This is a genomic window from Microvirga medicaginis (assembly GCF_052658925.1).
In genome coordinates this window covers 1-12,986 of record NZ_JBQWEL010000033.1, presented here as the reverse complement: position 1 = coordinate 12,986, position 12,986 = coordinate 1, and the positions used below count along the sequence as shown (strand labels likewise).

Annotated in this window: 13 protein-coding genes; 12 read left to right on the top strand and 1 reads right to left on the bottom strand. The window is 60.3% G+C overall.

Translation table 11 applies throughout. The features are described 5' to 3' along the window. Positions 1 to 160: 160 nt before the first annotated feature. Together ACUXUR_RS25305 and ACUXUR_RS25300 are read left to right on the top strand one after the other, a co-directional pair. Positions 161 to 1,321 (top strand): mandelate racemase/muconate lactonizing enzyme family protein, encoded by a 1,161-nt coding sequence (locus tag ACUXUR_RS25305; RefSeq protein WP_445505115.1) that lies wholly within the window; start codon positions 161 to 163, stop codon positions 1,319 to 1,321. 56 nt (positions 1,322 to 1,377) lie between these two features. After that, positions 1,378 to 2,553: an amidohydrolase/deacetylase family metallohydrolase gene (locus ACUXUR_RS25300; RefSeq protein WP_445505114.1), complete on the top strand. Its 1,176-nt coding sequence runs from the start codon at positions 1,378 to 1,380 to the stop codon at positions 2,551 to 2,553. 33 nt (positions 2,554 to 2,586) lie between these two features. Here ACUXUR_RS25300 and ACUXUR_RS25295 read toward each other — a convergent pair whose 3' ends face one another. Next, a complete protein-coding gene (locus ACUXUR_RS25295) occupies positions 2,587 to 2,838 on the bottom strand; it encodes a hypothetical protein (protein ID WP_445505113.1) in 252 nt (83 codons plus the stop codon). Between ACUXUR_RS25295 and ACUXUR_RS25290 the strand changes: the two genes are divergently transcribed. The 10 genes from ACUXUR_RS25290 to ACUXUR_RS25245 all read left to right on the top strand — a co-directional run bounded on the left by ACUXUR_RS25290 (position 2,837) and on the right by ACUXUR_RS25245 (position 12,842). Then, positions 2,837 to 4,012, top strand: coding sequence for an ABC transporter substrate-binding protein (locus tag ACUXUR_RS25290; RefSeq protein ID WP_445505112.1), 1,176 nt, complete (start codon positions 2,837 to 2,839; stop codon positions 4,010 to 4,012). The genes ACUXUR_RS25295 and ACUXUR_RS25290 overlap by 2 nt on opposite strands. A gap of 77 nt (positions 4,013 to 4,089) precedes the next feature. Further along, entirely contained in the window at positions 4,090 to 4,950 is an 861-nt protein-coding gene (locus ACUXUR_RS25285; protein ID WP_445505111.1) for a carbohydrate ABC transporter permease, read from the top strand. Then, positions 4,947 to 5,861 carry a carbohydrate ABC transporter permease gene (locus tag ACUXUR_RS25280; RefSeq protein WP_445505110.1) on the top strand — a complete coding sequence of 305 codons (915 nt, stop codon included), beginning with the start codon at positions 4,947 to 4,949 and terminating at the stop codon, positions 5,859 to 5,861. Before ACUXUR_RS25285 ends, ACUXUR_RS25280 begins: the two co-directional genes overlap by 4 nt. 10 nt (positions 5,862 to 5,871) lie before the next feature. Beyond that, positions 5,872 to 6,690: an aldo/keto reductase gene (locus tag ACUXUR_RS25275; protein ID WP_445505109.1), complete on the top strand. Its 819-nt coding sequence runs from the start codon at positions 5,872 to 5,874 to the stop codon at positions 6,688 to 6,690. 27 nt (positions 6,691 to 6,717) lie between these two features. Then, positions 6,718 to 7,797, top strand: coding sequence for an ABC transporter ATP-binding protein (locus tag ACUXUR_RS25270; RefSeq protein ID WP_445505108.1), 1,080 nt, complete (start codon positions 6,718 to 6,720; stop codon positions 7,795 to 7,797). A 65-nt stretch (positions 7,798 to 7,862) separates the two neighbouring features. After that, complete coding sequence (locus ACUXUR_RS25265; protein WP_047191403.1) at positions 7,863 to 8,612, top strand: RraA family protein; 750 nt, start codon at positions 7,863 to 7,865, stop codon at positions 8,610 to 8,612. A 100-nt stretch (positions 8,613 to 8,712) separates the two neighbouring features. After that, the gene (locus ACUXUR_RS25260; RefSeq protein ID WP_445505107.1) at positions 8,713 to 9,627 is read left to right on the top strand and encodes an SMP-30/gluconolactonase/LRE family protein; all 915 of its coding nucleotides are present in this window, start codon (positions 8,713 to 8,715) and stop codon (positions 9,625 to 9,627) included. 81 nt (positions 9,628 to 9,708) lie between these two features. Beyond that, complete coding sequence (locus ACUXUR_RS25255) at positions 9,709 to 10,689, top strand: aldo/keto reductase (RefSeq protein WP_445505106.1); 981 nt, start codon at positions 9,709 to 9,711, stop codon at positions 10,687 to 10,689. Between the two features lie 97 nt (positions 10,690 to 10,786). Next, positions 10,787 to 11,554 (top strand): SDR family NAD(P)-dependent oxidoreductase, encoded by a 768-nt coding sequence (locus ACUXUR_RS25250; RefSeq protein WP_445505105.1) that lies wholly within the window; start codon positions 10,787 to 10,789, stop codon positions 11,552 to 11,554. A 139-nt stretch (positions 11,555 to 11,693) separates the two neighbouring features. Continuing rightward, positions 11,694 to 12,842, top strand: coding sequence for an iron-containing alcohol dehydrogenase (locus ACUXUR_RS25245; protein ID WP_445505104.1), 1,149 nt, complete (start codon positions 11,694 to 11,696; stop codon positions 12,840 to 12,842). The last annotated feature ends 144 nt before the right edge of the window (positions 12,843 to 12,986 follow it).

Below are 12,986 nucleotides of genomic sequence, written 5' to 3'. Positions count from 1 at the left end.
GGCTGCGGAATATTGGTTGGGCCTGATCCTCGGCTGACCATCTTGCGGGGCGCCATGTGGTGAGCTGAGGGTTTCGGATCAGCCTGCGAGACGTCTCCGCAGAACACAATCATAACTGGCATCAGGAAACGCGCGGCTGATCGGGCCGGAGGGAACTTAGATGAAAATCGTAGCGCAGAAGGTGTTCATCGCAAACGTCTCACGGACGAACTTCGTCTTCGTCAAACTCTATACGGATGAGGGCCTGGAGGGAATCGGCGAGGCGACGCTGGAGTGGAAGACGAAAACCGTTGTCGCGGCTCTTGAAGAGTTGGAACGCGTGCTGATCGGGCGCGACCCCTTTGCCGTGGATGCGATCATCGAACAGCTTCATCGGGACAGCTACTGGCGCACGGGCGCGGTCTTCCGCACGGCTCTCGGGGCGATCGAGGCGGCGCTGCTGGACATCAAGGGCAAGGCGCTTGGCGTACCGGTCTTCGAACTGCTGGGGGGCAAGTTCCGGGATCGGGTGGCATGCTATGCCAACCACTGGTTCTTCGGTTCCGAGACGCCCGAGCAATACGCAGCCAACGCCCGCAATGCCGTTGCCATGGGATATCGGGCCCTCAAGTGGGATCCGTTCGGTGCTGCCGACCTGGAAATGGACCGGCAGCAGCGCCGGACGACGATCGAGATCGTGGAGGCGGTGCGTGATGCCGTCGGACCCGATGTCAACCTGATGCTCGACGTCCATGGCCGGCTGAACGTTCCCACGGCCATCGCCATGTGCAAGGCTCTCGAGCGTTACGATCTGACTTGGATCGAGGAGCCGACGCCGCCGGAGAGCATTGATGCCCTGGCCGAAGTCCGTGCCAGCAGTCCAGTCCCGATCGCAGCCGGCGAGCGCTGGTTCGAGCCTTCCCGGTTCATCGAGGCCCTGAACAAAAAGGCCGTCGATATCCTTCAGCCGGATGTCTCCCATGCAGGCGGCCTCGGCGAGACGAAACGGATCGCGCATCTGGCGCACAGCCATCTGATTCCGGTCGCGCCGCATAATCCGGTGGGGCCCGTCATGAATGCCATGACACTTCATATGTCGGTCGCGATCCCGAACTTCTCGGTCTTCGAGACGGTCTCCGTGGACGTTCCCTGGCGCAAGGAGCTGGTGCGCGAGACCTTGCAGTTCGAGGATGGGTACATTCTCGCACCGACGGCGCCCGGCCTCGGTGTCGAGCTGATCGAGGAGGCATGCGCACGGTTCCCTTATGCCGACCATGACGTGCCGCTGTTCGATGGAACCATCAACACGCGCGGAATCGCCACCGGTGCGAAGACGTTCTGAGAAGGGGGAGACAGCCCCTGGGTTCTTGTTGAAGCAGGACGATTCCGGGGATCGCGATGACTGAAAAGTTGCTGATCAGGAACGGACGCCTTCTCGATCCTTCATCCGAACGCGACGAAATCATGGATGTTGAGATCTCCGACGGCAGGATTACAGGGTTGGCCCCTGGTCTCGACGCAAACGGGCATCGCGTCATCGATGCGACGGGCGCTCTTGTCGTACCGGGTCTGGTGGACCTGCACACCCATGCCTATTGGGGTGGCACGTTGCTCGGCGTGAATGCCGACAAGGTCGGTCCACGCAGCGGCGTGACAACATGGGTCGATTGCGGATCGAGTGGGGCGGCAACCTTCGAGGGGTTCTTCCATCATGTGATCAAGCCAAGCCGGCTGCGGATCATTCCCTTCATCAACCTGTCCTATATCGGTCTCACGCAGGCCGGCAATTTGAGCGTTGATGTCGGTGAGCTGGTCGATTGGCGGTTCGCCGATCTTCGCGAACTGCGACGCATCAAGACGGAATTCGGATCCGCCATTGCGGGCCTGAAGCTGCGGGCCAGCAATAACGCCTGTGGCGCAAACGGCCCAATCGTGCTGCCGCTCGCGCGGGAAGCGGCGGACTTTCTCGAAGTGCCGCTAATGATCCATATCGGAGCCGCTCCACCGACGATCGATGAAATTCTTCCTTATCTCAAGGCCGGCGATATTCTGACCCATATCTACAATCCGTCGGTCGGCGGATGCGTCCTCGACGAGCGCATGCGCCTGCGGCCGTCGGTTCGCGAGGCGATCGCCCGTGGCGTCAAGATGGATGTGGGGCATGGCGGCGCGAGCTTCTCATTCGAGGTTGCAAGGGCCGCCATCGAACAGGGCCTGCTCCCGGATGCCATAAGCACCGATATTCACGCGCACAACATCAACGGCGTCGTCAAAGATCTTCCGCACGTCATGGCCAAATTCATATCGCTCGGCTTCTCCTTGGAGCAGGTGCTCAGGCTGACGACATGCTCCCCGGCCGACATTCTCGGGCGGCCGGACCTTGGTAGGATTGAGCTTGGAGGGGAGGCGGATCTGGCCGTGTTCCACGTCCGGCATGATCCCGTCCAGGTCTACGACTCTCTCGGCGCAAGCAGGGAAGCGACAACCACACTAGAGTGCACGATGACGCTGTGTAAGGGACGGATCGTCAACACGTTCGATGACGGGCGGGCTGAGGGGCGGACATACTCATAGGGGGAAGGGCAGGGAACGCTGAGATTGCGTTGATCAGCAGTATTCGCGGTCGCTGATGCCCCAGCGGTGAAGTAATCCAAGATAATTGGTTGACATCCATCGCACTTGGCCCATACCTTTAGGTAAATTGAATTGGCCTTGTTCAAATATGAACACAACGAGAAGCCGATCAGCTGGACCATCCAGTTCGCCGCCGCATCCGCAGAATGATGCAGAGTGGGTTTTTAAGGGAGGAGTGAGGATGAAAAAATCGAAGCGTTCCGTTGTTCTTCTAGCAGCTTCCATGTTGGCGCTCTCGGCCGGCAGCTGCCTTGCCGGTGACGTGGTGTGGTGGACGCCCAATTGGGGTGAGGCGCGGGCCCGTGACCTGGCCGACAAGTTCATGAAGGCGAACCCAGCCACCAAGATCAAGATCGAGGTGACGACGTCCGACGGGTTGCCACAGCGCGTACTGACCACATTGCAATCGGGTGCTGCGCCGGACATCATAGAGGTGCAGCACGGGTGGGTGAACGGCTATGCCCAAAACAACCTCATCATCCCGCTTGATGACACGCTGCAGGATCGGAGCGATTATGTTCCCGCAGCGCTCGATTACGTCACCTGGAATGGGAAGCTCTGGGCGATCCCCTACCGCATCGAAACGCTCGCGGTGATCTACAACAAGGGCCATTTCAAGGAAGCGGGGCTCGACGCTGAGAAGCCGCCGCAGACCTGGGACGAGTTCGTGAAAGCTGCGACCGCTCTGACCCGTGAGGGACGGTTCGGCTTTGCGATCACGGGCGGCGGCGAAGTCGGCAACACGATCTTCCGTTCGCTGCCCTTCATCTGGATGAATGGCGGAGACATCATCTCGAAGGATGCCAAGACGGCCCTCGTCAACAAGCCCGAGGCCGTGGAAGCGGTGAAGTTCTATACGGACTTCTACAAGAAGAAGATTTCTCCATCATCGACGCTGGAGAATGACGGCATCGCTAATCGGCGCCTCTTCATCGCTGAAAAGGTATCGATGTACCAGGCCGGTCAATTCGACCTTGCTTCGATCAAAAAGGAAAACCCGAAGATCGACATCGGCGTGATGCAGATTCCCCATCCCAACGGCAAGGATACGGCAGCCATTCTTGGGGGCTGGAGCTTCATCGTTCCGAAAAGCGCGAAGAATCCAGAAGAGGCAAAGAAGTTCATCCAGTTCCTGAACACGTCGGAGAACCAGGGCTATTTCACGGATACGTTCCCGGCACGCGTTTCGTCGATGAAGCTGCCTCGCTTCGACGATCCGATTCTGGCAGGCTTCAAGGCAATGCTGCCTTATGGGCGTCCCGCACCAAGCCATAAGAACTGGGTCCAGATCACACAGGCCTACTTCAACAACGTCCAAGGCATCATGCTCGGCAACGAGGAGCCGCAGGAGGCGATGGACAACGCGGCCGATGACATCCAGTCCCTGCTCGACGAGTAATTCTCACGGGCTCTAGCTCCAGAATCCAGCGGTGTCACGCCGCTGGACACTCTCTCCTGCTATCCGAGGACGGTGTCATGTCTCGTCAATCGACCGGCTATTGGTTCATTTTGCCTGCATTGGTGGTCCTGGCGATGCTGATTGCGTATCCGGTTGCCTATACGGGACTGCTCAGCGTCACTGACAGCCAGTCCAATTTCGTCGGCGTCAAGAACTTCGCCACCGTTCTCCGCTCCCGCACCACGCCTCAGGCCTTCTGGAATACGCTCTACTGGGTCGGCGGCTCCATCGTCTTCCAAGTCCTGCTCGGGACCGCAACCGCGATCCTGCTCAATCAGCGCTTTCCCGGCCGCTCCGTCGTGCGCTCGATCGCCCTCATCCCCTGGGTCATCCCCAGCATCGTGGCGGCCACCACGTTTGCGTGGATGTTCCACACCGAGTTCGGCATCATCAACTATATGATGACCTCGCCCGGCCTGATCGAGCATCCCATCGGCTGGCTTACCAACCGCGACACCGTCATGCCGGTCCTCATTGCCATCAATGTCTGGAAGCTTTTCCCGTTCGTCGCCGTCATGGTGCTGGCCGGCCTCCAGGCCATTCCCAAGGAGCTCTATGAGGCCGCGCGCGTCGACGGCGCGAACTTCTGGGAAGAGGTGCGCCATATCATGCTGCCGCAGGTGCGGCCGGTCCTGGTTGCGGTGACGCTGCTTCTGGTGATCTGGGGGCTCAACTCCATCACCATCATCTATGCCATTACCCGTGGCGGCCCGGCCAACAGCACCCTGATCACGCCGATCCAGATTTTCCGCATTGCTTTCGAGAACGTGCAGTTCAACCAAGCCGCGGCCTTGTCCGTAATGTTCTTCGCCGTCGCGATCCTGATCGTGTTCTTCTACATCAAGGCACTCGCCGCAGCCCCGGGAGAGGCGCGATGACCACGAATGCTCACGCGCTGCCGCCCAAACAGACCGCTGCAGCGGAAAACACGCCGTCATCCGGGAAAAAGGCCGGCAAGTTGGAACGTACCGGACTTGGCACCCCCTTCGTCGTCATCGGCTGCATCCTGTTGGTGGTGGTCTGCCTCTTTCCCTTCTGGTGGATGAGCATCTCGTCCATCAAGACCCTGCGCGAGCTCTATACCGTTCCCCCGATCTGGTGGCCGGCGGCACCCACCTGGGACAACTACCACAAGGTTCTCTTCGAATCGAACATCCCGCGCTACTTCCTCAACAGCGTGATCATCTCGGTTGGATCCACCGGGCTGGCGCTGTGCCTCGCCGTGTTTGCGTCCTACGGATTCGCCCGGTTCGACTTCAAGGGCAAGCCGCTCTTCCAGGCCTTCGTGCTCGTCGGTCAGCTGCTGCCCACCGCAGCCATCATCGTGCCGCTGTTCGTGACGCTGCGCGTGTTGGGGCTGGTGAACACCTACTGGGGGCTGATCCTGGTCTACATGATCATCACGCTGCCGCTTTCGGTATGGATGCTGACCAGCTACTTCAAGGCAATCCCGGTTGAACTCGACGAAGCGGCGATCATCGATGGCGCCTCCCGTGTGGGCGTGCTGTTCCGCATCACGCTTCCTCTGTCGACACCCGGGATCGTGGCGGTGGTGGTGTACTCGTTCGTGACCACCTGGAACGAGTTCATCTTCGCACTGTGCTTCGCCAGTGACTCGTCGGTCAAGACGCTGCCGATCGGTCTGGCGGAGTTCTCGACGGAGTTCAACACGGATTGGGGCGCGGTGATGGCGGCATCCGTGGTCATGACGCTGCCGATCGCGCTTTTGTTTCTGTCGATGCAGCGCCTGTTCGTGGGCGGCCTGACCGCCGGCGCCACCAAAGGGTGAGGAACAACCGATGACAAGCATTGCAAACCCCATCCCGGCCATCGGTCTCGGGACGTTCGGAAGAGCCGGAGATGCCGGGATGGCAAGCATCTTGGCGGCCTTCGAGATCGGCTACAGGCATATCGATACGGCCCAGAGCTACAATACCGAGGGGCTTGTCGGCGAAGCCTTTCGCCGATCCGGGCTGCCCAGGGGACAGGTCTTCATCACGACGAAGGTTGCCGACACGAAGCTCGACAAGGCGAGCTTCATGCCAAGTGTCGAAAAGAGCCTGGAGGCACTCGGTCTCGACCATGTCGATCTGCTTCTCATCCACTGGCCATCTCAGAACAATGCGGTGCCCTTTGAAGACTACATGACCGAGCTCAAGAGGGCGCAGGATCTCGGTCATACCCGCTTCATCGGCGTCTCGAACTTCCCGATCGCATTGTTGGAGCAGACACGGACACTGCTCGGGGAAGGGGCAATCGTCACCAACCAAGTGGAAATTCACCCTTACCTGCAAGCGCCGCGGCTATCGAACTACGCACGTTCGAACGGCCTTCCTCTCACGGCATACCAGCCTCTTGCACAAGGGAATGTGAGATCCGACCCTGTCTTGTCGAGCATTGCAGAGCGTCATGGGGTCACCCCGGCTGCAATCGCCCTCGCTTTCCTGATGGGGGAAGGCCATGCCGTTATTCCGGCTTCCTCCAATGCCGTCAACCTGCGTGAGAACATGCGATCCGTCGGTGTGCGCCTCTCCGACGACGAGATTGAGCAGATCCGGGCTCTCAGCCGTGGCGAACGGCGCATCAATCCGGCCAAATCGCCACGGTGGGATGATTAGTTTCGAGCCGGACTGGGAGGAGACATCATGGGTACGGTATCTATCAGAAACGTGCGCAAAACCTATGGGGCAGTGCCGGTCCTGCACGGCGTCTCGGTTGATATCAAGGACGGTGAGTTCGTTGTCCTTGTCGGCCCGTCCGGTTGCGGGAAGTCGACGCTTCTGCGCATGATCGCGGGCCTTGAGGACATATCCTCGGGCACGATCGCAATCGACGGCCGCATTATCAATGCGGTGCCGCCGAAGGAGCGCGACATCGCGATGGTCTTCCAGAGCTATGCGCTCTATCCGCACATGACGGTGGAAGCGAATATGGGCTTCTCGCTGAAGCTCGCGCGACGACCTAAGGAGGAGATCCGTACACGGGTTCTGCAGGCGGCTCGCATGCTGGCCCTCGAGAACTACCTCGATCGCTATCCGCGGCAATTGTCGGGCGGCCAGCGGCAGCGCGTGGCGATGGGCCGCGCGATGGTGCGCAATCCCAAGGTCTTTCTGTTCGACGAACCGCTCTCAAACCTTGATGCCAAGCTGCGCGTGCAGATGCGGTCGGAGATCAAGCACAACCATCAGAGGCTTGGGACGACCACCGTCTATGTCACGCACGATCAGATCGAGGCGATGACCATGGCTGACAAGATCGTCGTCATGCACGACGGCATTGTCGAGCAGATCGGCGCTCCTCTCGAACTCTATGACAAACCGGCTAACCTGTTCGTAGCGCAGTTCATTGGCTCGCCGGCTATGAACGTGCTCACAGGCAAGGTCAGAGGCGGCAAGTTGCGGATTGGAGATGAGGCAGCGATTTCCCTACCGTTTACAGGCCGTGAACTCGAAGGCAGGGACGTCACCATCGGCATCAGGCCGGAGCATGTGGTTCTCGATCCGCAAGGTTTGCCGGCCCAGGTGACGACCGTTGAGCCGACAGGCGCGGAAACTCATGTGGCGCTGCGCCTCGCCGGGCAGAAGGTCGTAGCGCTGTTCCGCGAACGTGTTGCGCTGTCGCCGGGGGATCGCGTCACCATCGCGCCTGATCTCGAACACATCCATATCTTCGACAGCCAAAGCGGCCAGCGGATCGAGGCTTTTGCGAGCAGGCTGGCGTCATGACGCCATGACCGGCCATCAGCTCATCGTCAATCACTTCCCAAAATGAGGATTTCAGAGTGCAACACATCCCTCAGATCAAAGATATTGTGCGGCCGCCGCGCGAGCTTTCGGACGCGCTGGCAAAGATCGGAACAGCCACAGCGAGCAGCGAGCTCAGCCTGATGGGAATTCGTGACCCGCAGATCCGCGGCCCGCTACCACTCAAGCAAGGGAAATCCGTTGCCGGCCCTGCGCTGACCTTGCAATGCATGCCCAAGCGCGAGGATCTCTACGGGACCAACGAATACGAAAATCCCGAACTGCAGCTGCACCGGCACGTGCTCTACCCGGCCCAGGCGGGTGACATGGTGATCGTCGACGCGCGCGGGGATATGGCGAGCGGCATCTTTGGAGAGATGATGCTGACATTCTTCGCCGGCAGAGGCGGGGCCGGCGTGGTGGTCGATGGCTGCATCCGGGACTCTGCCAAGGCCAAGGAATTGGATCTCGGAATCTGGGTGAGAGGCGTGACGCCGAACTATCATGCCCAAACGAACCTGATCCCATTCGCGGTCAATGTTCCGATCGCCTGCGGCAACGTTCTGGTCATGCCAGGAGATATCGTCGTCGCTGATGACGACGGCGTCGTGGTTGTCCCTGTCGCGCTTGCGCCGAAGCTCATCGAGGTGGCAAGCGAGCATGCCGAATGGGAGGAGTTCGCCCGCTATCGCCTGTCCCAGGGTGGCGACTTGCGGAAGTACTATCCGCTGACGGAGGAGGTGCAAGAGGAATACATCGCGTGGCGCAACGCCCAGAATGGATTTGCCCACACATGAGCACCGCTGGTCTTTCACGCCGGGAAGGACGGCTCTCGATCGGATGCCTGTCCCGTCCGCAAAGACTTGTCGTGAAGTCGTTCGCAATTGAGGGACTACGATGATCAGCGATGTCTCCGTTGTTCTGGATGAACGCTTTCGCCGTCTGATCATTGGCTCCGCGCGACTGGAGAAGCTAGCGGAGGGCTGCCGCTGGGCGGAAGGCCCCGCCTATTTCCCGGCTGGCCGCTATCTCGTCTGGAGCGATGTCCCGAACGATCGCATGATGCGCTACGACGAGACATCGAACACGGTCAGCGTGTTTCGCACTCCGTCCGGTTATTCCAATGGAAACACGGTCGACCGGCAAGGCCGCCTCGTGACCTGCGAGCACGGCAACCGGCGCGTGACGCGGACGGAGCATGACGGTTCGATCACGGTCATCGCGAGCCATTATGACGGGAAGCGTTTCAACAGCCCCAACGATGTCGTGGTGAAATCGGACGGCTCGATCTGGTTCACGGACCCGGCCTACGGCATCGACTCCGATTACGAAGGCCACAAGGCCGAGAGCGAGATCGGCGCCTGCCATGTCTATCGCGTCGATCCGCAGAGCGGCGCTGTCAGCATTGTGGCGGATGATTTCGTCCGCCCCAACGGCCTTGCCTTCTCTCCAGATGAGAAACGCCTCTATGTCGCTGATACGGGCGCGACGCACGTTGCCGACGGGCCGCGCCACATCCGCGTGTTCGATGTGGGCGAGAACGGTAAGCTTAAAGGCGGCGATGTCTTCGCTACCTGCGCCAGCGGTCTCTTCGACGGGTTCCGGCTGGACGAGGCGGGACGGATCTGGACCAGCGCAGGCGACGGCGTTCATTGCTACGAGAGCGATGGTACGCTCATCGGCAAGATCCTGGTGCCGGAAGCGGTAGCCAATGTGGTCTTCGGGGGCGTGAAGCGCAACCGCCTCTACATCTGCGCCACCACGTCGCTTTATTCCATCATGCTTCCGGTGAATGGGGCGAAGACGTTTTAGATGCCGCAATGACGTCCGAGGTCAGGTCGTTAAGATGGAGCGTCTGTTGCGGCGTGTGCATTGGAACGGGGGAACCTCACAATGAACAAGCGTCCTTTTGGTAGACCCGGCTGGAAGGTTGGAGAGATCGGGTTCGGGGCCTGGGCCATCGGCGGCAGTTGGGGCAACGTCTCGGAGCAGGATGCCGAAGCCACCCTCCATGCGGCCCTCGATGCCGGCGTCAGTTTCCTCGATACCGCTGATGTCTACGGAAGCGGCCGCTCCGAACGGCTGATCGCCCGCGTGCTGAAGGAGCGGGGGCAGGGTGACGTGTTCGTCGCCACGAAGGTGGGGCGTCAGCTCAACCCGCATGTGGCGGAGGCCTATACGGCCGAGGCGCTCATGCGCTTCGTCGAAGGCTCGCTGGAGCGGCTGCAGATCGAAGCGCTCGATCTGGTGCAACTGCACTGCCCGCCGACGGAGGTCTATTATCGGCCGGATGTGTTCGAGGCGCTCGATCGGATGGTCGAGGCCGGCAAGCTCAAGCACTACGGTGTGAGTGTCGAAAAGGTCGAGGAGGCAATCAAGGCACTCGAGTATCCAATCGCCAGCGTGCAGATCATCTACAACCTTTTCCGCCAGCGTCCGGCCGAGTTGTTCTTCCGCCTGGCCCGGGAGCGCCAGGTTGCGGTGATTGCCCGGGTGCCGCTGGCCAGCGGCCTGCTCACCGGCAAGCTGCGGGTCGACAGCCAGTTTGCCCTGGACGACCACCGCGCCTTCAACCGCCACGGAGAGGCCTTCGATGTGGGCGAGACGTTCTCGGGCGTGCCGTTCGAGATTGGCCTGCAGGCCGTTGAGGAGATGAGAGCCGTGGCCGGGGATGTGCCGATGGCGCAGTTTGCGCTGCGGTGGATCCTGATGAACGAGGCGGTATCGGTGGTCATTCCGGGGGCTCGAAACCCGGAGCAGGCGGTTTCAAATGCTCAGGCAGCCGAACTGCCTGCACTGAGCGTCGACCAGATGGAAGCCGCCAAGGCCATCTACGACCGGCTGATCCATCCGCATGTGCATCAGCGCTGGTGATCGCTGGTGCGAAGCGGGCGAGGGGCATCATTCTCGAGTGCTGCTCCCGGATCACTGGGCCATAACGTGACGGACGACATACAGACGAGGGTAGGCAATGTCTCAATTCGCAATTTATCCCAGCTTGCGTGACAAGGTCGTCCTGATTACCGGTGGAGGATCGGGCATCGGGGCATCGCATGTGGAGCAGTTCTGCGCTCAAGGAGCGAAGGTCGGCTTTATCGATATCAACCGCTCCGCTTCGGAAGAACTGGTCGCGAGGATCGCCGAGGCCGGATACGCCAAACCGATGTTCTTCGAAGCGGATCTGCGCGATATTGCGGCCGTCAAGCAATGCATCAGCCGGTTTGCGGCTGCCGTCGGGGATGTGGATGTCCTCCTCAACAATGCAGCCCATGACGAGCGGCACCGGATTGAGGACGTAACAGTCGAGTACTGGGACGATCGGATCGCCGTGAACCTGCGTCATCTGTTCTTCGCCGCGCAGGCTGTCATTCCCGGCATGATCCGCAAGAAGAAGGGCGTGATCATCAACTTTGGATCCCTCAGCTGGCATATCGCCATGGGAGGCATGCCGGTCTATGTGACAGCGAAAGCCGGAATTGAGGGGCTGACAAGAGGGCTGGCCCGAGATCTCGGGCCGCATGACATTCGCGTCAACTGCATCATTCCTGGGTGGATCATGACCCAGAGACAGCTGGACCTTTGGGTCACTCCCGAGTCCGAAAAGGAAATCGAGCAGAATCAATGCCTGAAGTCGAAAGTATACCCAGATGACGTTGCCCGCATGGCGCTCTGGCTCGCGGCTGACGACAGCCGGATGTGTACCAATCAAACGTTCGTGGTCGATGGCGGCTGGATTTAGGCCAAGCCAGGATTGGCGAAGTTCTCCCGATCATTGCTCGGAGACCTCGCAGGTCGAGCAAATGGATCTCACCGGGCGGTTCCGAACAGTCGAGCGTGTCACCCGGTGCTGAAAACGGAAAGGCGCATAGAGGAAACAAATGTCTTTGATCACGTATCTGACGACAATCCGGTTCGAGTTTGGAGCCTCGCAAGGCCTCGCTGATGATATTGCAGAGTTAGGCATCAAGGCACCTCTGATCATCGCCGATAAGGGCATTGAGCGCGCTGGCTTGGTCGATCGTCTCAAAGCCGTCCTGCTCAGGGGACAGGACGTGCCGGTCTTTACCGAAACGCCTACGAACCCGACGGAGCGCGCGGTACTTGCGGCGTTGGACCTCTATCGGTCGGAGGGCTGCGACGGGCTGATTGCCATCGGAGGTGGCTCGCCGATTGATCTGGCGAAGGGCGTCGCTCTTTTGTCGACGCATGGTGGTTCACTGGAGCAATACGCAGCGATCCTGGGCGGTGTTCCGAAGATCACTTCGGCGGTTGCCCCGCTGATTGCAGTTCCAACCACGGCCGGCACGGGCAGCGAGGTCGGCCGGGCAGCTCTGATCACCTTGGAGGATGGCCGTAAACTCGGGTTCATCTCGCCGCACCTGATCCCGAAGCGGGCGGTCTGCGATCCCGAACTCACGCTGGGCCTTCCGCCTGGCCTGACAGCCGCAACGGGAATGGACGCCATTACGCATTGCATCGAGACTTTCCTGAGTCCTCGGATCAACCCACCTGCGGAGGCGATTGCCCTCGATGGCTTGGTCCGCGCCCTGAGCAACATCGAGCAGGCGGTAGCTCAGGGCTCAAACCGCGAAGCGCGCTACGAGATGATGATGGCGGCGCTGGAAGGCGGCCTGACCTTCCAGAAGGGCTTGGGGGCCGTCCATGCGCTGTCGCACCCCCTCGGGGGACTGAAGCAGGTGTCGCTGCACCACGGCACTCTGAATGCGGTGCTGCTCCCTTATGTGCTCGAATTTAACGAGGACCATTCCGGGACAAAATATGCAATCCTTCGTCAGAGACTCGGCTTGGACGCCGACGCCGATCTGGCCGACTACATCCGCAACTTGAACAAGCGCCTCGGGATGCCTTCCACGCTGGTCGAGATGGGTGTGCCGCATGAGAGCCTTGCGGAGATCGCGGAGAGCGCGACGAAGGATCATTCCTCGGCGACCAACCCGCGCCCCGCGAGCGCCAGCGATTACTTGGCCATCTTGGAAGCTGCCTATTCGGGCCGGCCGCTGCGGTGAATGGTTGAAGGCAGGCAAGCCTGCTCTGGTCGACAATTCTCTCCATTTTGAAACGTATCATGCTCGCAGATGCATTCGCGTCTCCTTTCACAAGGTTCTCCGAGAATGCCATCTCTTACAATATCCGCTACTGATCTTCTTCCC